The organism is Aeromonas sp. QDB17 (genome assembly GCF_027705305.1).
In the GTDB taxonomy this organism is placed as follows: Bacteria; Pseudomonadota; Gammaproteobacteria; order Enterobacterales; family Aeromonadaceae; genus Aeromonas; species Aeromonas caviae.
Map to the genome: position 1 here is coordinate 17116 of NZ_JAPDBP010000024.1, position 25146 is coordinate 42261.

20 protein-coding genes and 5 tRNA genes are annotated in these 25146 nt (G+C 64.6%); 12 read left to right on the forward strand and 13 right to left on the reverse strand.

Annotated features, from left to right (window positions below):
* Nucleotides 1-77: 77 nt before the first annotated feature.
* Both OKC41_RS17560 and OKC41_RS17565 read right to left on the reverse strand, forming a co-directional pair.
* Nucleotides 78-1652 carry a sensor domain-containing diguanylate cyclase gene (locus OKC41_RS17560; RefSeq protein ID WP_270672230.1) on the reverse strand — a complete coding sequence of 525 codons (1575 nt, stop codon included), beginning with the start codon at nt 1650-1652 and terminating at the stop codon, nt 78-80.
* A gap of 101 nt (nt 1653-1753) precedes the next feature.
* The gene (locus OKC41_RS17565) at nt 1754-2671 is read right to left on the reverse strand and encodes a LysR family transcriptional regulator (RefSeq protein ID WP_010674613.1); all 918 of its coding nucleotides are present in this window, start codon (nt 2669-2671) and stop codon (nt 1754-1756) included.
* A gap of 163 nt (nt 2672-2834) precedes the next feature.
* On the opposite strand from OKC41_RS17565, the gene OKC41_RS17570 reads away from it, so the two are divergent.
* Complete coding sequence (locus OKC41_RS17570) at nt 2835-4268, forward strand: glycoside hydrolase family 1 protein (protein WP_039039079.1); 1434 nt, start codon at nt 2835-2837, stop codon at nt 4266-4268.
* A gap of 95 nt (nt 4269-4363) precedes the next feature.
* Here OKC41_RS17570 and OKC41_RS17575 read toward each other — a convergent pair whose 3' ends face one another.
* Nucleotides 4364-5122, reverse strand: a complete 759-nt coding sequence (locus tag OKC41_RS17575) for an SDR family NAD(P)-dependent oxidoreductase (protein WP_010674615.1) — start codon at nt 5120-5122, stop codon at nt 4364-4366.
* Nucleotides 5123-5252: 130 nt separating this feature from the next.
* Here OKC41_RS17575 and OKC41_RS17580 point away from each other — a divergent pair, with 130 nt between their 5' ends.
* Nucleotides 5253-6188 carry a LysR family transcriptional regulator gene (locus tag OKC41_RS17580; protein WP_201894065.1) on the forward strand — a complete coding sequence of 312 codons (936 nt, stop codon included), beginning with the start codon at nt 5253-5255 and terminating at the stop codon, nt 6186-6188.
* Here OKC41_RS17580 and OKC41_RS17585 read toward each other — a convergent pair.
* Complete coding sequence (locus OKC41_RS17585; protein ID WP_201894064.1) at nt 6168-7178, reverse strand: AraC family transcriptional regulator; 1011 nt, start codon at nt 7176-7178, stop codon at nt 6168-6170. The two genes, OKC41_RS17580 and OKC41_RS17585, sit on opposite strands and share 21 nt — an antisense overlap.
* A gap of 231 nt (nt 7179-7409) precedes the next feature.
* On the opposite strand from OKC41_RS17585, the gene OKC41_RS17590 reads away from it, so the two are divergent.
* From OKC41_RS17590 to OKC41_RS17605, 4 genes are all read left to right on the forward strand, one after another.
* Nucleotides 7410-9446 carry a glycoside hydrolase family 3 protein gene (locus tag OKC41_RS17590; protein ID WP_201894063.1) on the forward strand — a complete coding sequence of 679 codons (2037 nt, stop codon included), beginning with the start codon at nt 7410-7412 and terminating at the stop codon, nt 9444-9446.
* A 254-nt stretch (nt 9447-9700) separates the two neighbouring features.
* Entirely contained in the window at nt 9701-10750 is a 1050-nt protein-coding gene (locus OKC41_RS17595; protein ID WP_081999408.1) for a sensor domain-containing diguanylate cyclase, read from the forward strand.
* Nucleotides 10751-10930: 180 nt separating this feature from the next.
* On the forward strand, nt 10931-11788 hold the full coding sequence (gene nfo / locus OKC41_RS17600) for a deoxyribonuclease IV (protein ID WP_201894061.1): 858 nt from the start codon (nt 10931-10933) through the stop codon (nt 11786-11788).
* A gap of 35 nt (nt 11789-11823) precedes the next feature.
* Nucleotides 11824-12801, forward strand: a complete 978-nt coding sequence (locus OKC41_RS17605) for a Gfo/Idh/MocA family oxidoreductase (RefSeq protein ID WP_270672231.1) — start codon at nt 11824-11826, stop codon at nt 12799-12801.
* A gap of 78 nt (nt 12802-12879) precedes the next feature.
* Here OKC41_RS17605 and OKC41_RS17610 read toward each other — a convergent pair whose 3' ends face one another.
* A complete protein-coding gene (locus tag OKC41_RS17610; protein WP_039039086.1) occupies nt 12880-13764 on the reverse strand; it encodes a LysR substrate-binding domain-containing protein in 885 nt (294 codons plus the stop codon).
* A 103-nt stretch (nt 13765-13867) separates the two neighbouring features.
* On the opposite strand from OKC41_RS17610, the gene OKC41_RS17615 reads away from it, so the two are divergent.
* The 4 genes from OKC41_RS17615 (at nt 13868) to OKC41_RS17630 (ending at nt 18163) form a co-directional block, all read left to right on the forward strand.
* On the forward strand, nt 13868-14848 hold the full coding sequence (locus tag OKC41_RS17615) for a TDT family transporter (RefSeq protein ID WP_042017687.1): 981 nt from the start codon (nt 13868-13870) through the stop codon (nt 14846-14848).
* Between the two features lie 220 nt (nt 14849-15068).
* On the forward strand, nt 15069-16058 hold the full coding sequence (locus OKC41_RS17620; protein WP_045524804.1) for a lipid A biosynthesis (KDO)2-(lauroyl)-lipid IVA acyltransferase: 990 nt from the start codon (nt 15069-15071) through the stop codon (nt 16056-16058).
* A gap of 154 nt (nt 16059-16212) precedes the next feature.
* A complete protein-coding gene (locus OKC41_RS17625) occupies nt 16213-17208 on the forward strand; it encodes a lipid A biosynthesis acyltransferase (RefSeq protein WP_041215911.1) in 996 nt (331 codons plus the stop codon).
* Nucleotides 17209-17302: 94 nt separating this feature from the next.
* On the forward strand, nt 17303-18163 hold the full coding sequence (locus tag OKC41_RS17630) for a PA4780 family RIO1-like protein kinase (RefSeq protein ID WP_029314478.1): 861 nt from the start codon (nt 17303-17305) through the stop codon (nt 18161-18163).
* 59 nt (nt 18164-18222) lie between these two features.
* Here the strand turns inward: OKC41_RS17630 and OKC41_RS17635 are convergent, their stop codons facing one another.
* A complete protein-coding gene (locus OKC41_RS17635) occupies nt 18223-19101 on the reverse strand; it encodes a pirin family protein (RefSeq protein WP_201894059.1) in 879 nt (292 codons plus the stop codon).
* Nucleotides 19102-19344: 243 nt separating this feature from the next.
* Between OKC41_RS17635 and OKC41_RS17640 the strand changes: the two genes are divergently transcribed.
* Nucleotides 19345-21747: a DNA polymerase II gene (locus OKC41_RS17640; RefSeq protein ID WP_124244738.1), complete on the forward strand. Its 2403-nt coding sequence runs from the start codon at nt 19345-19347 to the stop codon at nt 21745-21747.
* 133 nt (nt 21748-21880) lie between these two features.
* Here the strand turns inward: OKC41_RS17640 and OKC41_RS17645 are convergent.
* The 7 genes from OKC41_RS17645 to OKC41_RS17675 form a co-directional block, all read right to left on the reverse strand.
* Nucleotides 21881-21957 (reverse strand) — tRNA-Val (locus OKC41_RS17645).
* A 39-nt stretch (nt 21958-21996) separates the two neighbouring features.
* Nucleotides 21997-22073, reverse strand: a tRNA-Val gene (locus tag OKC41_RS17650).
* 121 nt (nt 22074-22194) lie between these two features.
* Nucleotides 22195-22271: transfer RNA gene (locus OKC41_RS17655), tRNA-Val, on the reverse strand.
* Nucleotides 22272-22288: 17 nt separating this feature from the next.
* Nucleotides 22289-22365: transfer RNA gene (locus OKC41_RS17660), tRNA-Val, on the reverse strand.
* An 11-nt stretch (nt 22366-22376) separates the two neighbouring features.
* Nucleotides 22377-22453, reverse strand: a tRNA-Val gene (locus tag OKC41_RS17665).
* Nucleotides 22454-22647: 194 nt separating this feature from the next.
* On the reverse strand, nt 22648-24027 hold the full coding sequence (locus tag OKC41_RS17670) for an MATE family efflux transporter (RefSeq protein ID WP_201894058.1): 1380 nt from the start codon (nt 24025-24027) through the stop codon (nt 22648-22650).
* Nucleotides 24028-24178: 151 nt separating this feature from the next.
* A complete protein-coding gene (locus OKC41_RS17675; RefSeq protein ID WP_201894057.1) occupies nt 24179-24385 on the reverse strand; it encodes a YaeP family protein in 207 nt (68 codons plus the stop codon).
* 133 nt (nt 24386-24518) lie between these two features.
* Here OKC41_RS17675 and OKC41_RS17680 point away from each other — a divergent pair, with 133 nt between their 5' ends.
* Nucleotides 24519-25130 (forward strand): riboflavin synthase subunit alpha, encoded by a 612-nt coding sequence (locus OKC41_RS17680; RefSeq protein ID WP_183148461.1) that lies wholly within the window; start codon nt 24519-24521, stop codon nt 25128-25130.
* The last annotated feature ends 16 nt before the right edge of the window (nt 25131-25146 follow it).

Below are 25146 nucleotides of genomic sequence, written 5' to 3' on the forward strand. Positions count from 1 at the left end.
TGACATGGATACCGTCCGACCCCTGCCATGGCAGGGGTTTTTTATGGCCGAACGGTGTCCGGCAAAGCCTGGGCCGATCAACCCAGGGCCACCACCACGCAGTTTCGGCCCTGGCTCTTGGCATCATAGAGCGCCTTGTCCGCCTCCTTGAGCACGGCGGCGATGCTGGTGGCATCCGCCCCCCAGTGGGCGACGCCGAGGGAGATGGTGATATGGCCTGCCACCTCCATGTCGTGGCTCGCCACCCGGGTACGCAGGCGCTCGGCGATCTTCTGCGCCTGTGCAAGGGAGACCCCGGGCAGCAGCAGCAGGAACTCCTCGCCGCCGCTTCGACACAAGGCGGCATCGGAACGCAGATCCTGCTGCATCAGGGTGGCGAGGGAGACGATGACGGCATCCCCCACGTCGTGACCGAAGCGGTCGTTGATGGCCTTGAAGTGATCGATGTCCAGGGCAATCACCGTCAGGGGCTGACGCTCGACCTCGTACTCGTCCAGCATCTGCTGCATGGCTCGGCGGTTGAACAGGCCCGTCATGGGGTCGGTGTGGCTGTCGGTGTGCAGCTTGTCGATCTTGGTGTTGAGCAGCCCCAGCCCCTTGAGGATGGCCTGCTTCAACTGGGCCGCTTCGAAATACCAGGCGCGGATCCCCGAGATGCTGGTGGCGGCCCCCTGCTGATCCATGAGCCCGGCCCGGTTGGCCAGTTGTCGCAGGGGTCTGGCAATGATGGTGGCCGAGAGCCAGATGACGAAAAGAATGAAGAGGGTGACCGGGATCATCCCCTTGAGGATCTCCAGCATCTGTTCATCCAGACCGGCCAGGGTGGCGCTGCGGGGGCGCTGGGCCACTATCCCCCAGCCTGCGTCCGCCACCGGGGCAAAGCCTGCCAGCATCTCGCTGCCCCGGGAGTTGAGCACGCTTTGCGCGCCATCCTGTCCCTTGAGCACCGCATCCACCACCCGGTTCTTGCCAATCTTCTGGCCGATGCGCTCCGGGTTCGGGTGGTAGATGAGGGTGCGCTGGCGGTCCACCACATAAAGATAAGAACCATCCTGGTAGTAGTGCTGCCCCAGCAGGCTGGAGAGCACGCTGGCGGACTCCAGATAGATGGTGCCGGCGACATAGCCGAGGTAGCGCCTGTCTGCCGAGAAGATGGGGTGGGAGAGGCTGATGAGGTAGTTGCCAGTGAGGGAGACCAAGGGATCCGCGATGAGGGGCTGCTGGCTGGCCAGGGTCCGGCTCGCATTGGCCGAGGTGAGCTTGACCCCTTTCACATGCAATGCCTCGGGAGAGACGGCGACGATGACGGAATCGGTGTTCACGATGGCCACCGAGTTGAAGGTGTTGGTCTGCTGGCGCAACTGGCCCGCCACCTCCTCGAGTCCATGGAGGTCGTTGCCCTGCAGCAAGGGGGCAAGTTGGCTAGCGCTGTAAGCCAGTTGTTCCTGGGCTGAGTGCAGCATGGTCTCGGCGGAGGCGGCGAGCTTGGCGGCATAGACCCGGTTCGCCTCTAGCGTGTTGTCGATGAGCAGTTGCCGTTGTGCCTGATAGATGGCGTAAAAGCTGTTGCCAAAGGTAGCCAGCACACCTATGACGGCCAGCGCAAGGATGAGGCGATGCAGATCAAACCTCAGCAGCCAGTGAGAGTGCATGAACGAAACGGATCCTTGTCATGGTGTCGGGTTAGGAGGGCATTATAAGGGGGGCGGACTGCCTAATGCCATCGTTAATGTGATTTTCGAATGATTCCCTTTCATGGGGTGTCCCAGGTGGGAGCCCCGTCCCCTGTCGTCATGAGGCCGGTGAGGGCCGGATCCGCCAGCTCCGCCACCGTCTGCCAGAAGGGGGCGACGAGGGGATTGTCGTTGCCCGGCGGGCGAATGAGCCCGATGATCCAGCTCGCGTCGGCCTCCCCGAGGGGCAGGGTCAGCACATCGGGATGCTCAATGGTGGTGGAGGAGGGGACCAGGGTCCAGGCGATGCCGGCTGCCGCGGTGGCGATGCCGGCGGCGAAGTCGTTCACGTACTGGATGTCCTGAAAGCGCAGGCCGCTCTGGGCGAGGTAATGGATGAACTGATCGTAAAAAGAGGGGGCCTTGTCCCGGCGCAGGATGGCGAGCGGCTTCTCCTGCAGATCGGCGAGCCCCGCCACTCCCTGATAGCCTGCGGGCAGCACGGCGACGAAATGGGCGCGCACCACGGGCAGCACCGGCCAGCCCTTGGGGGCGGGCAGGCGGCAGAAGCCGAGATCCAGGCGGCCCTCCGCCAGCGCCAGCAACTGGTGATGGGTGGAGAGATCGTTGAGCTCGATGGCGACCCCGGGGCGGCTGGCCCGAAAGCGGGCGATGGCGGCGGGCACCAGCAGCTTGGTGGCGACCCCGAAGCCGATGCGCAGGGTACCCGCGTGGCCCGCCAGCACGTCGCGGGCGCTGCGGGCGAGCTGTTCGCTCTGGGCCACCAGGGTGCAGGCGTCGGCGTAAAGGGCGCGCCCGAGCACCGTCAGCCGGGTGCTGCCGGCGTTGCGCTCGAACAGCTCGCCGCCAAGGTCCGCCTCCAGCCGGCGGATCTGCTTGCTCAGGGCCGACTGGGTGACGTGCTGGCGCGCCGCCGCCTGACCAAAGTGCAATACCTCCCCCAGGGTGACGAAGGCTTTCAGGTCTCTCAACTCCATGGTGCCTCGCTTGATTCCAGATAGGAATGATAGGTGGCCATATTTGTCATTGGACGGAATTCTAGAAGTGTTGGATGCTGGTGCCAACTCATTTCGGGCCCCTGTACGGGGTCGACGTATCACGGGATGGCCCCCGCCATCCGCGCAGAAGGAGCAACACCAGATGCATCATCACAAGTTCAACGACTTCCCGAACGGTTTCCTCTGGGGCGCCGCCTCCGCCGCCTATCAGGTGGAAGGGGCCTGGAACGAGGAGGGCAAGGGCCCCTCGGTATGGGACAGCTTCACCAAGCTGCCGGGCAAGACCTTTGAAGGGAGCAACGGAGACGTGGCGGTGGATCACTACCACAGGGTGGAAGAGGACGTGGCGCTGATGGCCGAGATGGGGCTCAAGGCCTATCGCTTCTCGGTGAGCTGGCCGCGCATCTACCCGACGGGGCGTGGCGAGGTGAACGAGGCGGGGCTCGCCTTCTATGACAGGCTCATCGACGCCCTGCTGGCCCACGGCATCGAGCCGGTGCTGACCCTCTATCACTGGGATCTCCCCCAGGCCCTGCAGGATGAGTACGGCGGCTGGGAAGACAGGCGGATCATCGACGACTTCGAGCGCTATTGCGTGACCCTCTATCAGCGCTTCGCCGGCAAGGTGAAGTACTGGGTGTCGCTCAACGAGCAGAACTACAACCTGACCAACGCCTACCAGCTGGGCACCCATCCTCCCGCCGTGCAGGACAGAAAGCGTTTCTTCGCCGCCAACCACATCGCGTTTCTCGCCAATGCCCGTGTCATCAAGGCGTTTCGCCAGCACGTGCCAAACGGCCTGATTGGGCCGAGCTTTGCGTACTCCCCCGCCTATCCTGCCTCCTGCGCCCCGAGCGACATGCTGGCGTTCGAGAATGCCGAGGAGTTCACCAACCTCTGGTGGCTGGATGCCTACTGCTTCGGCCGTTACCCCCAGGCGGCACTCGCCTATCTGCGGGAGACCGGCGAGGCGCCGGAGATCCTGCCGGGCGATCTCGAGCTCTTGCGCGAAGGCACCCCCGACTACATCGGGGTCAACTACTACTACACCCTGACCTTCACCGACAACCCCCTCGGCGGCCAGACGATGCAGCGCATCAACACCACGGGCAAGAAGGGCACTACGCCCTCCAGCGGCATTCCCGGCCTCTACAAGACGGCCCCCAATCCGCACCTTGAGACCAGCAACTGGGACTGGGCCATCGATCCCACCGGGATGCGCATCGCCCTGCGCCGGCTCTCCTCCCGCTACGCCTTGCCGCTGATGATCACCGAGAACGGCCTGGGGGAGTTCGACAAGCTGGAAGCCGGGGACAAGGTGAACGACGACTACCGTATCGCCTATCTGCACAGCCACCTCAAGGCGTGCCAGGAGGCGATGCAGGACGGGGTTGAGCTCCTGGGCTACTGCGCCTGGTCCTTCACCGACATCCTGAGTTGGCTCAACGGCTACCAGAAGCGCTACGGCTTTGTCTACGTGGACAGGGACGAGCAGGGAGGGTCTCTTCGTCGCATCAAGAAAGAGAGCTTCCACTGGTACAGCCAGGTCATTGCAAGCGGTGGCAAGACCCTGTAACGGGCCCGGTGCGCCGCACCTCGTCTGCCCAATGCCGGAAGGCCCCCTCGTCGGAGGGGGCCTTCCTTGTTTGTGCAGCAGGAAATCATGACCGCCTAGATAAACATGCCGCCCGAGGCTTCGATGCGCTGGGCGGTGATCCAGCGGCAGTCATCGGAGAGCAGGGCGGCGATGGCGCCACCGATGTCGTCGGGCTGACCCACCCGGCCAAGGGCGGTCTGGCTCGCGAGAAAGTCGTTGACCCCCTTGTTGTCGCGCACCACGCCGCCGCCAAAATCGGTCTCGATGGCGCCGGGGGCCAGCACGTTGACCGCGATGCCCCTGGGGCCCAGCTCCTTGGCCAGATACTGGGTGAGCACCTCGACGCCCCCCTTCATGGCGGCGTAGGCGGCATAACCCGGCATGGCGAAGCGGGTGAGGCCGGTGGAGAGGTTGAGGATGCGACCGCCGTCTGCCAGGAGGGGCAGGAGCGCCTGGGTCAGGAAGAAGGTCCCCTTGAGGTGGATGTTGAGCAGGGTGTCGAACTGCTGCTCCGTGGTCTGCTCGAAGCTGGCATGAATGCCGATCCCGGCGTTGTTGACCAGGAAGTTGAAATGGGTGCGCTGCCACTCCCGGGCGAGCAGTTGCGTCACCTCCTCTGCGAAGGCCGCGAAGGTGGCGCTCTCGCCCACGTCCAGAGCCAGGGCGTGGGCCCGGACGCCGAGGGCGCGAGCCTGGGTCACCACCGCCTCCGCCTCTGCGGCCTGGCTGCGATAGGTGATGATGAGGTCGACGCCTTTGGCGGCGAGGGCCAGGGCCCCGTGCTTGCCAAGGCCGCGGCTGGCCCCGGTGATGAGGGCGATGGGTCTGGTCATGGTATGACTCCTGTCAGGGTGGCGGACACAGGCTCGATACGAGCCGACCGGATCACTGTATTGTTCCTTTTAAACTGGATAAATAGCGTGATAATAGAATCACTGTTCCGTTTATTGAGACAATCAGACCATGGATCAACTGGATGCGATGAGAGCCTTCGTGCGGGTTGCCGAGCTGGAGAGTTTTACCCGCTGCGCCGAGCAGACGGGCATCCCCAAGGCGACCCTCTCTGCCGCCATCCGCCGGCTGGAGGAGCGCATGGGGACCCGGCTCCTGCTGCGTACCACGCGGCGGGTGCAGCTCACCACGGACGGCCAGCTCTGCTATGCCAGATGCCGGGAGCTTTTGGCGGACATGGAGGAGTTTGACGGCCTGTTTCGCCAGGGGGGGCAGATCTCGGGACAACTGCGGGTCGACATGCCAAGCCGGATGGCCCGCCACCTGGTGATCCCGGCCCTGCCGGACTTTCTGGCGCAGCATCCCGCCCTGCAACTGATGCTGAGCAGCACGGACAGGCGGGTGGATCTGGTGCGCGAGGGGTTTGACTGCGTGGTGCGGGTCGGGGCGCTTGAGCCCTCCAGCCTGGTGGCCAGGCCCCTTGGTCACTATCGCCAGATCAACTGTGCCAGCGCAGGCTACCTGGCTCGCCACGGGGTGCCCCGCACCCTTGGGGATTTGGCGGGCCACCGGCTGGTGCACTATGGTCCCGGGTTTGGTGCCGGGCAGGGGCGCAGCGAGCCCGGCTTTGAATACCTGGCGGAAGATGGCCGCCGCGCCCTGCTGCCCATGGCGGGGGCCCTCATGGTCAATGACAGCGAGACCTACCTGGCGGCGGCGCTGGCGGGGCTCGGCATCATCCAGATGCCGCGGGTGGGGGTCGAATCCCTGATCGCGGGGGGCGAGCTGGTGAGCATCCTGCCCCAGTGGCAGCCGCCGCCGCTCCCCATCCACGCCCTCTATGCCCATCGCCGCCAACTGGCCCCCAGGGTCCAGCTCTTCATCCACTGGCTGGCGGGGTTGCTCGCGGCCCATCTCGGGGGCGCCTCAGAGGCGGCTGCGCCTTGAGCGAAACTCGCGGGGCGAGAGGGCAAACGCCTCGCGAAAGAAGCGGGTAAAGCTGCTCTGGCGGGCAAAACCCAGGCGCTCCCCCACTGTCTGCAGGGGGAGGGCGGGATCCTGCAACAGGCGGCAGGCCTCCTCCCGGCGCACCCGCTCCAGCAGACCCGAGAAGTGGCACCCTTCCTCCCGCAGATGGCGGTTGAGGGTCCAGCGGGTCAGCTTGAGGTGCTCGCACACCCCATCGAGCAGAGAGGAGGCCTCGGCGCTCTCTTGCCACAGCTGCTGGCGGATGAGTGTCATCACCCTGTCCCGGTAGCGGCTGCTGGGGCGAAGCTGGGCCATCTGTCGGTCGAGCTCCCCAAGCAGCAGGGGTTGCAGGGGCAGGTTGCACTGCCCGTGGGCGAGATCGAGCAAGGCGGCGGGAAAGCGCAGCTCGAAGGCCGCCCCCTGTTGCAACCGCCCTTCCAGCCAGCCTGCCAGCTCACGCCACAGCCTGGGGCGTACCGGGGTGGGCAGCACCAGCAGCCCCTGGCCCGGGTGGTAGAACTGGAGCAGGGCATAGAGGTGGCAGAGGTTGGCCAGGCTGCTCAGGGCGATGACGTCCGGGTGATCGGACTCCGAGTGGTAGCTGATCCTGGCCTGTCCCTCTTCTTCTTGCAGGCGGATCTCGTCGCTCTCGCCGATAAGGGGGCGGTAGGCGAGGAAGAAGTGCAGGGCCTGGCGAAGGGTGGCGGCGTTGCAGCACAGGCTCGCCAGCGACATGAAGTCGGCAAAGAGGCCGGGGAGGGCGGGGGGCGTCCAGTTGAGGGCCAGATCCACGTGGGGGGCTGCCCCGGCCAGCAGCCGGAAGTGGCGCCCGGTGTCGAGCCGCCCCTGAGGGATCAGCAGCTCTTCGTGAGCGATGCCGCAGGGGTGCAGGAGGGCAGCAGGATCCCGCCCGCGGGCCTGCCAGTGGTTGAGGCAGTGCAGGGCAATCCGGTTGGAGACGGTCTTCACGGCAAAAATCCTTGTCAGCGGTGGCCCACCATCATCGGCCAACGGCGGCGGATTGCCGTGAGCCAGCGCCGCTTTCATGTTTCAGATTTGTAACCAAGGGTAACCCTGCAACCCTTTTCACACTTTTCAATCCTGCTCCCAACCGGCAACTTCCTGCACCCGACGGGCAAGTGAGAGGGGCCGCTTTTGCATAGAGTGGCGACTCCTACACACACAAGGAAGATAACAACAATGAAACACCACTCGCTCTCCCGAACCCGTGTCGCCCTCGCCATCGGGGCCCTGCTGCTGGCAGGGTGCAACGACAACGACTCCACCCCCAAGCCCGAGCAGCCGGTTCTGGGCCACCGCACCGTCACCCTCATCGAGCAGGACGGCCTGCAATTCAAGGATCTCGATGGCAGCGGCACCCTGACCCCCTACGAGGACTGGCGCCTCGGCGCCGCCGAGCGGGCCCGGGATCTGGTGGGCAGGCTCACCCTGGCCCAGAAGGCAGGGCTGATGATGCACGGCACCCTGGTGCTGGACGGGGCGGGGCGGGTGAACCTCGCGGCCATGGACAAGATGCTGCGCGAGGACGGGGTCAACACCTTCATCACCCGCATGGCCGGTGATCCGGCGGCCATCGCCGCGGACAACAACACCCTGCAGGCCCTGCTGGAAGGAGTGGGATTCGGCATCCCCATGACGGTGAGCACGGATCCCCGCAACCACTTCACCCATGATCCCAACGCCACCAGTATCGGTGCCGGGGCCTTCTCCCAGTGGCCCGAAACCCTGGGGCTGGCCGCCATCGGCGATGCCGCCCTGGTGCAGCGCTTTGGCGACATCGCCCGTCAGGAGTACCGGGCCGTCGGCATCCACGAGGCCCTCTCGCCCCAGGCGGATCTCGCGACCGAGCCGCGCTGGGGGCGCATCAACGGCACCTTCGGGGAAGACAACCTGCTCGCCAAGTCTCTGGTCAAGGCCTACATCGAGGGCTTCCAGCAGGGGAGCGAGGGGATAGGCAAGGAGAGCGTGGTCACCGTGGTCAAGCACTTCGCCGGGGCCGGTCCCCAGAAGGACGGGCTGGATGCCCACAACCCCTGGGGCAAGGAGCAGATCTACCCCGGCGGTCAGTTTGCCTACCACCTGGTGCCCTTCGAGGGCGCCTTCGAGGCCAGGGTAGCCGCTGTGATGCCCTATTACGCCATGCCCCTGGGACTGACCCAGGATGGGCAGCCCGTCGAGGAGGTGGGGTTTGGCTTCAACCGCCAGATCATCACGGATCTGTTGCGGGGCCACTTCAAGTTTGACGGCGTGGTGCTGAGCGACTGGGGCATCGTCAATGACTGTGACAGCCGCTGCGAGCAGGGGTTGACCCAGGATGAGGTCAATGCCGGGGTGAGCCCCTGGACCGTGCCCTTTGGCATGTCCTGGGGCGTGGAGAAGCTCACCAAGGCCGAGCGTTATGCCAAGGCCATCGACGCCGGGGTGGATCAGTTCGGTGGCGTGGAAGACCCAGCTCCCTTGCTGGCGGCGGTGCAGAGCGGTCTGGTGACCGAGGCGGCCATCACCACCTCGGCCGAGCGGATCCTGGCCCAGAAGTTTGCCCTCGGGCTCTTCGAGAATCCCTATGTGGATGCCGAGGCCGCGGTGGCCCTGGTGGGCAAGACCGAGTTCCAGCAAGAGGCCCAGGCCGCCCAGGCCGCGTCCCACGTGCTGCTGAAGAACGAGGGGGCCCTGCTGCCGCTGAAGGCGGACGGCAAGCGGGTCTATCTGCACAATGTCAACGCCGAGGTGGCCAGGGCCAACGGCTATACGGTGGTGACAAACCTGGCCGACGCGGAGCTTGCCATCGTGCGGGTCAACGCACCGGGCGAGCAGGATCCCCGTTTCCCGTTTGGCAGCATCCACTTCGGTCAGCTCGGCTTTGCCAGCAATGATCAGGTGGTGCAGGAGACGGCCCACGAAGGGGTCTACCGCGGCGCGGATGACTATGCCGCCATCCAGGCCATCGAGCAGGCCGGGGTGCCCATGGTGCTCTCCGTCTATCTGGACAGGCCCGCCATCCTGACCGAGGTCGCCCCGGCGGCCCGGGTGCTGCTCGCCAACTTCGGTGCCCTGGATCAGGCCCTGTTCGATGTCATGAGCGGCACCCAGAAGGCACGCGGCAAGCTCCCCTTCGAGCTGCCCTCCAGCTGGCAGGCAGTGCTGGCCCAGTCCCCGGACGTGGCCAAAGACTCACAAAGCCCGCTCTATCCCTACGGGGCCGGTCTGGCCTATTGACGGACAGGGATGTTCTGTCTCTCATCAAGGCGCCTGCGGGCGCCTTCTTCATGGGGAGGTGGTGATGGCCACGCCTGTTGGCCAGCGCTGCTGGTGGGAGAGTATGTGGTCCAGATGAGGAGCATTTCAGAACCAGCCCGGTTGTTATACTCTGGGGCACCTATGAGAGGGGCACTGGCAAATAATATCTGGACACCTGGCGGCCGGCATATAGGACAGCGTGGGTGGCAATAATAAAAATGGGCGAGGTAGCTATGCACCATCACAATAACGAAAAAATATTTGATCCAGATTTTTTGTCCAGCCTGGGGCCCGGCAAGACAATTACCATCCCGGTCACCTTTATTCAGGACCTGACCAGGGCCGCGTCCCTTCAGGATGTATTGAACGTGATGGCGAAGTGGATATTCCATCTTTTTTCTGCCGAACGGGTCAGCATCACCATCAAGGAAAATGAAGACTCCCTGACGCTCTATTCGGTGATGGGCAACAATGCCATTCCCATGGATTTTCTGGTGCCCATTCAAGGGACCATGGTGGGCCGGGTATTTTCGACCGGCATGCTGAGAATATGCGACGACCTGGCCCAGTCCGCAGATCTCGATTGCGAGATGCTCTCCCGGCACGGCATGGGCTGCTGCATGGATGCCCCCATGATTCAGGGGACGGTCAGTATCGGTACCCTGAATGTCGCCCACCACGAGAAGGGCTATTACACCGCCGACCACGCCATGGTATTGCAATGTCTGGCGAACTGGCTGGCCCTCAATATCCAGCTGCACCTTCAAATCGCCGACATGGAGCAGCAGGCCTGCACGGATTATCTGACGGAGACCGCCAATCGCCGGGCCTTCATGAATGAGGGAGAACGGCGGCTGATATTGTCCAGGCTGACGGGCACCCCTTTTATCATCGCCATTCTGGATCTGGACCATTTCAAACGTCTCAATGACCGATATGGTCATGTCGCCGGGGATCATGCATTGAAGGCGGTGGCCAGCCTCGTCAAGGGCAACATGAGGCAGGAGGATATCTTCGCCCGCATCGGGGGAGAGGAATTTGCCATGATCATGACGGGGGGTGACAGCGAGCCCCCGTTTTCCGTGCTCGACCGCCTTCGCGCCCTCATCGAGGCCCAGGTGATCGAGTACGAGGGCGAGTCCATCAGGCTGACCGCGAGCATCGGGTATTCATCCTCGTCACCTGAAGACGGCGCCCTCAGCACCCTTCTCAAGCGGGCGGATGATGCCCTCTACGCCGCGAAACGGCGAGGCCGCAACCGGGTGGAATTCACTCCCGGCTAGTGCGAAGGCCCGGCGAGGGCAGGGAAGAGAGTGTCCCTGGGCGCCTGCGGGCGCCTTTTCCATTGCCCCCATCGACAATCCCGGTTTGGCGCAAGGGGTTGGCTTGGGCATAATGGCGCCCCGGCAACGGGTGCGGTGGCCAGCGCGGCAGGCACCCGGTCACAGTGCACAGGAGATGAGATGAAATTTATCGGAGCCCACGTCAGTGCGGCGGGCGGGGTGGAAAACACCATCGCCCGGGCCAAAGCCATCGGGGCCAACGCCTTCGCCCTGTTTACCAAAAACCAGCGCCAATGGCAGGCGGCGCCCCTCTCCGAGGCCAGCATTCGCGCCTTCAAGGCCGCCTGCGAGAAGGAGGGCTTTCGTCCCGAGCAGATCCTGCCCCACGACAGCTACCTCATCAACCTGGGTCATCCCGACCCCGATGCCCTCGCCAAGTCCCGGGATGCGTTTCTGGACGAGATGAAGCGCTGCGAGCAACTGGGGCTGTGCTACCTGAACTTCCACCCGGGCAGCCATCTCAAGCAGATCCCCGAGGCGGTGAGCCTCAAGCTCGTGAGCGAGTCCATCAACTGGGCGCTGGAGCGCAGCGAAGGGGTGACGGCGGTGATCGAGAATACCGCAGGCCAGGGTACCAACCTCGGCTGGTCGTTCGAGCATCTGGCCGCCCTCATCGACGGGGTAGAGGACAAGAGTCGGGTCGGCGTCTGCTTTGACACCTGCCACGCCTTCGCCGCCGGTTACGATCTGCGTACCCCCGAGGGGTGCGAGGCGGTGTTTGCCGACTTCGACCGCATCGTGGGGTTCCAGTACCTCAAGGGGATGCATATCAACGGCGCCAAGTGTACCTTCGGTAGTCGGGTCGACCGTCACCACAGCCTGCGGGAGGGCAACCTCGGCGAGGCGGTGTTCCACCACATCATGAACGACGACCGTTTCGACGGCATCCCGCTTATCCTCGAGACCATCGACGAGTCCATCTGGGGCGAGGAGATAAGCTGGCTGCGCAGCCTGGCCGGGAGCCCGCGCCCGGCGTGATGCCGGGGTCCACCATTGGGTAGCAAGGAGAGACGATGCACGACGAGACAAGGGCGCCCCTGCGCTTTGGCATTGCCGGGGCGGGGGCCATCGCCCGGCGTTTTTGCCGCGATGTGAACGGGCACGCCAGGGGAGCCGAGGTGGTGGTCATCGCCGCCCGGGACCAGGGACGGGCGGACGAGTTCGCCCGGGATCTGGGGCTGCCCCACGCCTATGGCAGCTATGAGGCCCTGGCCGCCAGCCCCGAGGTGGAGGCCGTCTATGTGGCGGTGATCCACCCGGAGCACGCGGGCCTGGTGAGGCAGATGCTGCTGGCGGGCAAGCACGTACTGGTGGAGAAACCGGCGGTGACCCGGGTAGCGGACTGGGACGCCCTGGTGGCGCTCGCCCACGCACGGGGCCTGCTGCTGCTCGAGGCCATGAAGGTAATGTGCTTCCCCGCCATGCGCGCCCTGTTGCAGCGCCTGCCCCTGCTGCCGCCGCCGCGCGAGCTGCGGGCGGCGTTCGGTTCGGCCCAGCCGAAGGTGGGCAAGCTGTTCGATCCGGCGCTGGATGGCGGCGCTGCCTGGGACGTGGGGGTCTATCCCCTCTGGCTCCATGCCGCCCTCTGCCATCGGCTGGGGCTGGGCTGCCCCGCCCCCGAGGTGACGCTGACGCGGGCTCCGGGGGAGGTGGATCTCGCCGCCAGCTTCACGTTCGATGAGCCGTTTCGGGCCGAACTCGGGGCCTCCATCATCGAGGATCTCGAGCGGGAAGCGTCCTTGTCCGGGGAGGGGTGGCGCCTGGTCATCGAGGGCAAGTGGTGGAATCCCCAGCACATTCGCTGGCAAGGGGGGCCTGCTCCCGTCATCTGGCCGGCGGACATCTACCTGCCGGTGGAGGGGGGCGGCATGCAGCACGAGGCGGATCACTTCGCCGATTGCCTGCGCCACCGGCTGCTGGACTCCCCCTGGGTGCCCCAGGCCGTGACCCGGCAGGTGCTCGGCTGGATTGAAGGGGGACTCGCCGGCTGAGGCCGGGGAAGGGCCGAGGGGAGTATCGGCTGAACGACAAGGGCGCCAATGGCGCCCTTGTCGTATCCGAAGGGCTTCTCACGCCAGGGTCTGGGCGCGGCAGAAGGCCAGGAAGCGGCGCAGGGCGGCGGAGTGGAACTTCTGCTTGTGCCAGACGAGGGAGAGCTGGCGGGGGAAGCGGCGACTCGGGGTGAGGGCAACCAGGCGCCCCTGTGCCAGCCGATCCGCCACCGCGAGGCGGGAGATGAAGGAGATGCCGAGCCCCTTCTCCACCGCCAGCATCACCGCCTCCAGGGTATTGAGCTCTATCCCCGCCTGCCAGCGGGGCAGGTGGGGCTGGAGCTGCTGCTCGAACTGCTCGCGGCTGCCGGATTGCGCCTCGCGCAGCACCCAGGTTTCCCCGGCAAGCCGGCGCAGGGGCAGCTCGAGCTGATCCGCCAGGGGGTGACCGGGGGCGGCGATGATGAGCATCTCGTCCTCCAGCCAGGGTTCGCTCACCAGGTCCGGGTGGTGGTTCTCCCCCTCGATGAGGGCGAGATCCAGTTCGAAGTGGGCGAGGGCATGGCACAGGAGGTGGGTGTTGGCGATGGTGACCCTGGGGGCGGCCCCCAGCTCCTGGGCCCCCTCCGCCAGCAGGGCGGGCAGCAGGTAGTTGCCGATGGTCTGGCTGGCCCCGAGGTGCAGCTGGCCGCTTGGCTCGGCATCGGGGCTGAAGAGCTGTTCTATCTCCTGCATCCGGGTCAGCAGCTCCTCGGCGGCCGGTTGCAGCAGGCGCCCCTCGCTGTTGAGCTGGAGCCTCGGGTGCACCCGGTCGAACAGGGGCGTGGCGAGCTGGCGCTCCAGCTCCTGCAGCGACTGGGAAACGGCCCCCTTGCTCAGGCAGAGTTCATTGGCGGCGCCCCCCAGGTTGCCGTGGCGGGCGATGGTGGCAAACACCTTGAGCTGTTGCAGGGTGAGCTTCATATCGTTTGATTTTCCTAAACGCTAAGTTCAATTCATTTAGATATCGTAAACGATAGACCCCCTTTATCCTATGCCCATCGTCATCATCAAGAGGGTATTCGCCATGATCGCAAGAACCCGCCGCTCCCTGGCCGCCGCCCCGACCCCCATGGCCGGTCTGGCTCTGGGGATCGCCAGCCTCGGCTGGTGCTGGGAAAATGCCGGTCAGTTCGATGGCCGTCTGCAACTGCTGGGGGCCGCCATCGCTGCCGTGCTGCTCCTCGTCCTGACCTTCAAGTTTCTGATCCACCCGCGCCTGTTGTGGCAGGATCTCGCCCATCCCGTGGTGGGCAGCGTGGTGCCCACCTACGCCATGGGGACCATGGTGGTCTCCAAGGCGGTCGGCCTGCTCGCCCCGACCCTGGGGCAGGGGCTCTGGCTGTTTGCGGTCATCATCCACCTCGTCTTCCTCGCGACCTTCGTCTGGCACAGGGCCAAAGCGTTTGAAATCCATCACATGGTGCCGAGCTGGTTTGTGCCGCCGGTGGGGATCATCGTGGCTGACGTGGCCTACCCGGGCGGTCCCTTCGCATCCCTGGCCACCGGCCTGCTCTGGTTCGGCATGGCCTGCTACGGCCTGATGCTGCCGCTGATGCTCTATCGCCTCATCTTCAGCCACGAGGTGCCGGATGCCGCCAAGCCCACCATCGCCATCCTGGCCGCCCCGGCGAGCCTGTCGCTGGCCGGCTACCTCACCGTGAGCCAGGATCCCTCCCTGCTGCTGGTGGCGGTGCTGCTCGGGATCGCCGTGCTGATGACCGGCATCATCTACCTGGCCTTCATCAAGCTGCTGCGCCTGCCGTTCTCGCCGGGTTACGCCGCTTTCACCTTCCCCCTGGTGATCGGGGCCACCGCCCTGTTCAAGGTGAGTCACCTGCTGTCGCAGTGGCCACAGGCGGCCCGCTATGCCGAGCAGCTCCATCAGCTGGCCTATCTGGAGCTGGGGGTGGCCACCCTGGTGGTGGGTTACGTGGCCCTGCGTTACCTGATGTTCTTCCTGCCGGCCGTGCAGGATGACCTGCCGGGGCAGCCCGCACGCCGCTAGGCACAAGGTTTTCATCCCCCCTCGTCATCGACCCCGCCCGTGCGGGGTCTGCCGTTCGTGATGCAGTGACACAGAGAGGAATCAAATGAAGCAGATTAATTTTGTCAATCCGTGAAGTGGCTTAAATAGTTGCCCATACAGGCGACATTCAGTTGGCGTTAACTGGTAATACCTGTCACGATGCGCGCCACTTTATCTTCCCACTGTTTTGTCGTGCCCCATGTCCTCATCTGATCCCGTGTTTGACGCCCGATTCCAGCCTCGTCTGCTGCACCCCCGTTACTGGTTGAGCTGGCTCGCCCTCGGCGCCATCGGTGTGCTCGCCTTCGTTCCTCCGCGCTGGCGGGATCGCCTGGCCGATGCTCTGACGCCCCTGGTATGCGCCATCTCGAAGAAGCAGATCTACATCGCCAGGACCAACCTCGCCATCTGCTTCAAGGAGAAGAGCGAGGCCGAGCGGGAGGCCATCCTGATGACCTCCATCCGGGTCGGCCTCAAGAGCCTGCTGGGCTTTGGCGAGTTCACCTGGCGCAGCCCCGCCCACGTGATGGGGCGGATCCAGGTCAGCGGCTGGGAACATATCGAGGCGGAGCAGGCCGCTGGCCGACCGGTGATCCTGGTGGTGCCCCACAGCTGGCCCATCGACGCGGCGGGCTACTACTTCGCCCAGCGGGGCCTGCCCATGTGCACCATGATGAAGAGCGCCCGCAACCCGGTGTTCGACTGGCACATCAACGGCGCGCGGGCCCGGCACGGCTGCCGCGTCTATGAGCGCAGCGCCGGCATCAAGCCGGTGATCAAGGCGGTGAAATCCGGTCTGAGCTTCTTCTATCTGCCGGATCAGGATCACGGCCGGGAGGCGAGCCTGTTCGCCCCCTTCTTCAACCACCCCAAGGCGACGTTGCCGGCCCTGCCACGGCTGGTGAAGCTGACCGGTGCCCGGGCCCTGCCGGTGCTGGCCTGCTATGACGAGCAGGCGCACGGCTACCGGCTGGAGGTCGAGGCTCCCTACGCCGACTACCCGAGCGCGGATCTGATGGCGGATACCTGCCGCATGAACGACAGCGTGGAGCGCCAGCTCTGCCGCCACCCGGGCCAGTACATGTGGTTCCTCAAGATCTTCGACACCCGTGAGGATCAGGTGGGGCCGGATGGCCTCTACGAAGAGGGGATCCGGCGCATCCGCCGGGGCCTTGCTCCTCACCCCTGAGCCTTGCGCTCACCCGGTGCAAAAATGTGGCCCCAAGCGGGCCACTTTTTATTTCTAACTTGTCTGATCAGTGACTTGGCGCGAGGGCGCTGTGCAGGGCAGGGTAGAAAAAGTTGTCAGGATCACTAAAATGACGGTCTGTTTTGATGATTCGATGGCGACCATGTCCGCACAAGATCCGGTGTTTGATACCTCTTTTCATCCGCGCCTGCTGCACCCCCGTCTGTGGGGCAGCTGGCTGGCCGTCGCCCTGCTCTCCCTGCTGGCCTGGGTGCCGGCAAGGGCACGGGACAAGCTGGCCGACTACCTGGCCCCCCTGCTGCTGCGCGTCTCCAGGAAGCAGGCCTACATCGCTGACACCAACCTCAAGATCTGCTTCCCCCATCTCGACGAGGCGGGCCGTCAGGCCCTGCTGCTGAAATCCATCCGGGTGGGGCTCAAGACCTTCCTGGGCTTTGGCGAGCTGACCTGGCGCAGCCCCGACTTCCTCAAGGGGCGCGTCAAGGTGAGCGGCTGGGAGCACGTGGAGGCGGAGCGGGCAGCCGGTCGCCCCATGATCTTCGTGGTGCCCCACACCTGGGCGGTGGACATGATTGGCCGCTACTTCCCCCTCCAGGGGATCAAGATGTGCACCATGATGAAAAGCCCCAAGGATGCGGTGTTCGACTGGTATATCAACCGCGAGCGCAGCAAGGGCGGGCGTATCTACGAGCGCAGCGTCGGCATCAAGCCCGCCATCAAGGCCCTGCGCAGCGGCGACAGCTTCTTCTATCTGCCGGATCAGGATCACGGCCGGGAGGCGAGCCTCTTCGTGCCCTTCTTCAACCACCCCAAGGCGACCCTGCCGGCCCTGCCCAAGCTGGTGAAGCTGACCGGTGCCCGCGCCGTGCCCATTCTGGCCTGCTACGACGAGGATCAGGGGTGCTACCGGCTGGAGATCGAGGCGCCGTTCGACCCTTATCCCACCGCGGATCTGGTGGCGGACGTCAACCAGATGAACCGCATGGTGGAGCAGCAGCTTGGCCGCTTCCCCGAGCAGTACATGTGGTTTCTCAAGATCTTCGAAACCCAGGAGCACGATCAGGGCGAGGACGGTCTCTACGAGGCGGGGATCCGCCGCATCCGCCAGGGGCTGCCACCGGAACCTTGATCGACACGGCCCCCTTGCGGGCCGTTTCTGACAGGGGTGGCAGGCCACCAGCAAACAGGTGCAAACAAGGTGCAAATAGGGTAAAAGGGCGGTCATGAAAATTCCAAATCGAATCCAACCTCTGGTTGATGACGGCCTGGTGGACGATGTCATCAGCCGGCTGATGAGCGGCAAAGAGGCCGACGTCTATGTGGTGCGCTGCGGCGACGAGATCCGCTGCGCCAAGGTCTACAAAGAGGCGTCAAAGCGCAGCTTCAAGCAGGCCGTGGTCTATCAGGAAGGGCGGCGAGTGCGCAGCAGCCGCGATGCCCGCGCCATGGAGAAGGGCTCCAAGTACGGTCGCAAGCAGCACGAAGAGGTGTGGCAGAACACCGAGGTGGATGCCCTGTTCAAGCTGGCGGCGGCCGGGGTGCGGGTGCCCAGGCCCTATGTCTGCCTCGATGGCGTGCTGCTGATGGAGCTCATCACCGACGCCGACGGCAACGTCGCTCCCCGTCTCAACGACGTGGCCCTGACCCGTGAGCAGGCTCTGGTGGATCATGGCAAGGTGATCCGCTACGTGGTGCGCATGCTCTGCGCTGGCCTCATTCACGGGGATCTCTCGGAGTTCAACGTGCTGGTGGACGAAGAGGGGCCCGTCATCATCGACCTGCCCCAGGTGGTGGATGCCGCCGCCAACAACCAGGCCAGGGCCATGCTGGAGCGGGATGTCGACAACATGCGCAACTACTACGGCATGTATGCCCCCGAACTGCTCAAGACCCGTTATGCCCGGGAGATGTGGTCCTTGTTCGAGGATGGCAAGCTGGGCCCCGAGACCGAGCTCACCGGCCTGTTCGAAGAGAGCCGGGAGGCCATCGATCTGGATGGCGTGCTGCACGAGATAGAAAGTGCCCAGGAGGAGGCCATGGCCCGCCGGGCCAGGTTGCAGGCGGAGCAGGAAGAGGAGTCCTGACGGGCCTTCATTCCAATCAACAAGAGCGCCATGGGCGCTCTTTTGTTTTGGACCCTGGCTCAGAGCCCGGTCAGGGGCGGCGCCTTGAGACGGGGCCCCTGGTAACCCGTCACCTCGCCAAAGCGCGGATGACCGCTCTCCCAGTCGGCGGCGGCGGTGCGAATGGCCTCCTTGTCGACGCTCACGAAGTTCCACCAGATCTGCAGCGGTCTGGGCAGGGGCTCGCCGCCGATGAGCAGTAGCCGGGCGCCCGGGCGCAGGGTCAGCGCCACCTCCCGGTTGCCGGGGGGCAGGTAGAGCAGCTGCTCCGGGGCCAGGACCTCCCCTGCGACGATGGTCTCCCCCGCGAGGGGAAAGAGGCCGTGCTCGAAGGCGGGATCCAGGGGGAGGGTGATCTCGCCTCCCTCGGGGGCGTGCAGATCCAGCCCCAGAATGGGGGAGAAGTGCAGGGTGGGGGCGCGCCGGCCGCCGTGCTCGCCGATGAGCAGGGTGAGGGTGATCTCCCCTTGCTGCCAGCGGGGGAGCGTCGGGTAGTGATCGAAGCGGGGCGGGGTATGCTGATCCGCCTCGGGCAGGGCTATCCAGAGCTGGGCGGCGTGCAGATCGGGCTGGTTCGGGACCGACTCCTCGGTGTGGGCGATGCCCCGTCCTGCGGTCATCAGGTTCACCTGGCCCGGACGGATCACCTGCTTGCTGCCCAGGCTGTCCCGGTGGAGGATCTCCCCCTCCAGCATCCAGGTGAAGGTCTGCAGGGCGATGTGGGGGTGGGGCCCCACATCCATGCCGGGGGCGCCGGGGGCAAAGCGGGTCGGGCCGATATGATCGAGAAAACACCAGGGCCCGATGGTGCGCCGCTCCTTGACCGGGATGGCGCGAGCCACCGGGATGCCGCCCACATCGGTGAGGCGGGAGGCAATGCGTTGCCACTGTTGTGTCATGGGGTGCTCCTTGTCGAGGAAAGGGTTGGCGCACGCGCGCGCAGGTCGCAGCGTCTGCCGGGAGTTGGGCATGCCGTCTCGCCCGGTGCCGGTGAGTGATACCGAGGTTACTATGCCCCAATCCGGCGCCGGATGGCAAAGACGGGGCACAGCGCCTGCCCTGAGGGCCCCGCCCGGCAATTGCAGCCGGGTACTGTATGAACGTACAATGGTCCCATCCCACTCTTGAGCCCGACCACCTGCATGACCGACATCCAGCCACTCCCTCCCGTGACCCCGCCGCTCGACGGCTTCATCCTGACCCGCCATGGTCGGGATGTGCAGGGGCGTACCGAGATCGTGATGTGGCTCTGGAGCGCACAGGGACCGGTACGGGTGGTGGTGCCGGGGCAGGAGCCGGTCTTCTTCCTGCCGGAACGCCACCTGGAGGAGGCGGCAGAGCTCTTCAAGGGGGCCGGGGTGAGGGGGCGTTTTCGCCGCCTCCCCATGCACACCTTCGAGGGGAGCCGGGTGGTGGGCTGCTACTTTGCCACCCTGAGCGCCTTTCACCGCGCCATCGAGCTGCTGCTCATCCGCGGATTGGAGCACTTTGAGGCGGATATCCGCCTGCCCGAGCGCTTTCTCATGGAGCGCTTCATCACCGCCGGGATGCGCTTTGACGGCAAGGCGAGGCGCAAGGGGGGCAGGCAGGGTTACTGGGAGGTAAACGAGGCGCGCTGTGCGCCGCAGGCGGTGACGCCGACCCTCTCCTGGGTCTCCCTGGACGTGGAGTGCGCCATGGATGGCACCCTCTTCTCGGTGGGGCTCCATAGCGAAGAGGACGCGCGGGTCATCATGATTGGTGCCCCGGAGCCGGACTCGCAGGACTGGGAGACCCCCGTCGAGTGGGTGGCGGACGAGCCCGCCCTGCTCGCTGCCCTGGAGGGCTGGTTCAGCCTGCACGATCCCGATCTCGTCATCGGCTGGAACGTGGTGAATTTCGACTTTCGCCTGCTGCTGCGCCGCGCCGAACTCCACAAGCGGCGGCTGCGGCTCGGGCGTGGGCGGGAGCTCTGCTTCTGGCGCTCGTCCCGAAACGATCCCCAGAGCGGCAACGTCATCATCCCGGGGCGCATGGTGCTGGACGGCATCGATACCCTCAAGAGCGCCACCTGGCAGTTCCCGAGCTACAGCCTGGATGCGGTGGCGAGCGAGCTGCTCGGGCGGGGCAAGGACATCGAGGACGTGGCCAACCGGGGAGAGAAGATCACCGAGCTGTTCCACTCCGACAAGGAGGCGCTGGCCCGCTACAACCTGGAAGATTGCAGGCTGGTGTGGGAGATCTTCGATTTCTGCCACCTCATCCCCTTCGCCATCGAGCGCGCTTCCCTCACCGGTCTTGAGCTCGACCGGGTTGGGGGGTCGGTGGCGGCGTTCACCAACCTCTATCTGCCACGGCTGCACCGTGGTGGCTATGTGGCGCCCAACCTGCCGGCAGACGGCGGGCTCGCCAGCCCCGGCGGCTATGTGATGGACTCCAAGCCGGGGCTCTATCGCCACGTGCTGGTGCTCGACTTCAAGAGCCTCTATCCCAGCATCATCCGCACCTTCTGCATCGACCCCATGGGGCTGGTGGAGGGGCTCAAACACCCGGATAACGCCATTCCAGGCTTTCGCGGCGCCCTGTTCTCCCGAACCCGTCACTTCCTGCCGGATCTCATCGCCACCCTCTGGGCGGCGCGGGATCGGGCCAAGGCCGCCAGTAACAAGGCCCTCTCCCAGGCCATCAAGATCATCATGAACTCCTTCTACGGGGTGCTGGGGTCGGGGGGCTGCCGCTTCTACGACCCGAGGCTCGCCTCCTCCATCACCTTGCGGGGCCACGGCATCATGCAGCAGACCCGGGAGTGGATAGAGGCAGAAGGGTTCGAGGTGATCTATGGGGACACCGATTCCACCTTCGTGCACCTGGGGAGCGATATCCGTCTCGAACAGGCGGACGAGATTGGCCAGCGACTGGCGAAGATGATCAACGACAACTGGGCCGCGCTGATCAGGCGGGAGTTCGACCTGCCGAGCCATCTGGAGATCCAGTACGAGACCCACTACCGCCGTTTCCTGATGCCCACCATTCGCGGGCTGGAGAAGGGGAGCAAGAAACGCTATGCGGGACTGGTGGGCGAAGGGGAAGGGGAGCACCTGGTGTTCAAGGGGCTGGAGACGGTGCGCACCGACTGGACCCCCCTTGCCAAGGCATTCCAGACCCGGCTCTACGAAATGGTGTTCCACGACCAGGATCCCAGCAGCTATGTGCGCACCATGGTGGACGAGACCCGGGCGGGCCGTCACGACGATCTGCTCATCTACCGCAAGCGGCTGCGCCAGAAACTCGAGGAGTATCAGAAGAACGTGCCACCCCATGTGCGGGCGGCGCGCCTGGCGGACGAGGAGAATCTGCGCCGCGGCCTGCCCCAGCGCTATCAGCACAGGGGCACTATCGCCTACCTGATGACCCTGAACGGCCCCGAGCCTTTGGAGTACCGGCGCAGCGCCGTCGACTACGAGCACTACATCGACAAGCAGCTCAGGCCCATCGCCGACGCCATCCTTCCCTTTGTGGGGGAGTCGTTCGAGCGGATCTGCGGCCAGCAGCTCGATCTCTTCTGACGAAGCGAGGTAAACGCGGCCGCCATGGCACGACAATGGCGGCCCGTGGGCCAGAGGAGGCAGATGACGGGGGAGAGCGGGGGTCAGAGCCGGGCAATGCAAAAAGCCCGCTATCAAGCGGGCTTTTCAAATCTGGTGCGTCCTAGTGGATTCGAACCACCGACCCCCACCATGTCAAGGTGATGCTCTAACCAGCTGAGCTAAGGACGCAGGGTGCGCAAGGCGACTTTGTGTGTCATTGCAGGGGAGTGGTGGGTTTAATTGGATTCGAACCAACGACCCCTACCATGTCAAGGTAGTGCTCTAACCAACTGAGCTATAAACCCACATCTGTGTTCAACCGGATTCGAACCAACGACATTGCCTACGCCATGTCAAAGTACTGTTCTAACCGACTGAGCTTTAAACCCACATCAAATTCATATCTGCAATTTATTCAAGCTGTTATGGTGCGTCCTAGTGGATTCGAACCACCGACCCCCACCATGTCAAGGTGATGCTCTAACCAGCTGAGCTAAGGACGCATAACAGGGTTTCGTGATGGTGCGTCCTAGTGGATTCGAACCACCGACCCCCACCATGTCAAGGTGGTGCTCTAACCAGCTGAGCTAAGGACGCATCACGAAAAGTGGTGGGTTTAATTGGATTCGAACCAACGACCCCTACCATGTCAAGGTAGTGCTCTAACCAACTGAGCTATAAACCCACTTCATAAACCGGGCTGAAAACCCGTTTTATCCCGCCAGCACTGCTGGCGTGGTCGGCATACTACCCATGGCCCCCAAGGCTGTCAACAAGGGACATGCACAAAGGAGACTGTTTGCCCAGTTCTTGTGCAGCCTGTTGATTTTACAGGCGAGCCGTCCCAAAAGTGCGGCTCCCCGTGCCCCTGGCCGCGCCCTATTGCGCCCGGGAGAGGGCGGTGCAGGCCGCGGGGCTGGCGAAGCGGCCGTAGATGACGCGCAGCCGTGCGCCCAGCATCAGGGCGGCGGAGGTGAGACCGACGATGAAGCCTATCCAGAATCCCTGCGGGCCCATGCGCGGTACCACCCAGTCGGTCAGCCCCAGGATCATGCCGGTGGGGAGCCCCATGCCCCAATAGGCGACGATGGTGACGTAGAAGATGGCCTGGGTATCCTTGTAACCGCGCAGGGCCGCCGCGGCCACCACCTGTACAGAATCGGAGATCTGGTAGATGGCGGCGAAGAAGAGCAGGGTGGCGGCGAGGCCGATTACCTGCAGGTCGTCGGTGTAGATCCCCGCGATGGGGTCGCGCAGCAGCACGGTGAGGGCGGCGGTCGCGGCGGCGACTCCCATGCCCAGCATCAGGCCGGTGCGGGCGGCGACCCTGGCCTGATCCGGTTGACCTTCCCCTATGTTGTGACCGACCCGGATGGTCACGCCGACACCGATGGACAGGGGCAGCATGAAGACCAGGCTGGAGAAGTTGAGCGCAATCTGGTGACTCGCCACCGTCTCCGCGCCGAAGGGGGCCAGCATCAGGGCCACCACGGTAAACAGGGTCACCTCGCAGAAGATGGCCATGGCGATGGGGAACCCCAGGCGGAACAGGCGCCAGATCCGGCTGCCGTTGGGGCGTGCCAGCTGGGCGAACAGGTTGATGCGCTTGAAGTGGGCAGAGCACTTCACATAGACGATCATCGCCAGCAGCATGGCCCAGAGCACGATGGCAGTGGCCACGCCGCAGCCGACGCCGCCGAGTTTCGGCATGCCGAAGTGGCCGTGAATGAAGATGTAGTTGGCGGGGATGTTGACCGCGAGCCCCACGAAACCGATCACCATGGTCGGCATGGTGTGGGAGAGCCCCTCACTGAAGTTGCGCAGCACCTGGAACATCACGAAGGCGGGCAGGCCCCAAAGGATGGCGTGCAGGTAGCCGGCAGTCTTGGCCGCCATGACGGGATCCACGTCCATGAATTGCAGTGCCAGGGGGCTGAAATAGAGTGCCACCATGGCGATGGGCGTGACGATGAGGGCGAGCCAGAAGCCCTGGTGCACGGCGGGGCGCACCTCGTCCTGCTTGCGGGCGCCGTTGAGCTGGGAAACGATGGGAGTGAGGGCCATGATGATGCCCTGCACCAGCAAGATGATCGGCAACCAGAAGCTGGACGCCACCGACACGGCGGCAAGATCCACGGCGCTCACCTGTCCCGCCATCACGGTATCGACGAAGTTCATGGCGATCTGGGCCACCTGGGCGACCAGAATGGGGCTGGCTAGACGAACGAGCTGCTTCGCCTCGGACCAATAACGTTGCACTGACACCTCCGAGTGGATCAGATAAAAGAGAAAGAGCGGGCAAGAGAGATGGGCTTTTGCCTCCTCGTCCTGAGGAGACAAAATGCGGGGGTGTCATTCTAGCCTGAAAAACCGCCAACGGGGAAGGTCGGCGGCAGATTTGTAGCCGGGATCAGGCGTCTTCGTGATCGCTGATCAGCAGATTGGCCGCGGCATAGGCCGCCTGCTCGCGCAGATCCGCCGGTACCTGCTCGTCGGAGGCCACGGCGTTGAGCGCCCGTATGCTGGCGGCAATGGCCTGGGGCACATAACCCTGCTCACCGGAGCCAATCTGGTTGTAGGCGATGCGAATGGCTTCACAGCATTGATATACCTGCATTTTTGTTTCCTCGTTCAGTCTGGATTGATTGGGGTCACTATAGCGATCGCGCCTCTCCTTGTCAGCCGGCACCCTTGTCTTGCAAGGTGGCCGGGGGTAACCTGCCGACAATTTTCACAGCCTGGAGAGACTCATGTTCACCGGCATCGTACAAGGGACCGCCGAACTGGTGGCCATCGATTCACTGCCCAATTTTCGCACCCACGTGATCCGCATGCCGAGCCCGGCCTGGGGCGAGGGGCTGGCCCTGGGGGCCTCGGTGGCCCACAACGGCTGCTGCCTGACCGTCACCCGAGTGGAGGGGGATCTGGTCAGCTTCGATCTGATGCAGGAGACCCTGCGCCTCACCAACCTTGGGCAACTGGTGTTGGGTGACAAGGTCAACGTGGAGCGGGCCGCCCGCTTTGGGGACGAGATTGGCGGCCATGCCATGTCCGGCCACATCATGGGGACGGCCGAGGTGACCTCGGTCATCGACACCCCCAACAACCGCCAGGTGTGGTATCGCCTCGATCCTGCGCTCATGAAGTACGTGCTGACCAAGGGCTACATCGGCATCGACGGCATCAGCCTCACCGTGGGCGAGGTGCGCGCCAGGGAGTTCTGCGTCAACCTGATCCCCGAGACCCTGGCCCGCACCAACCTGGGCTGGGTCAAGGCCGGCTGGCAGACCAACATCGAGATTGATCCCCAGACCCAGGCCATCGTCGACACGGTGGAGCGGGTGCTGGCGGCGCGCCAGTAACCACCTGAGCGCTGCC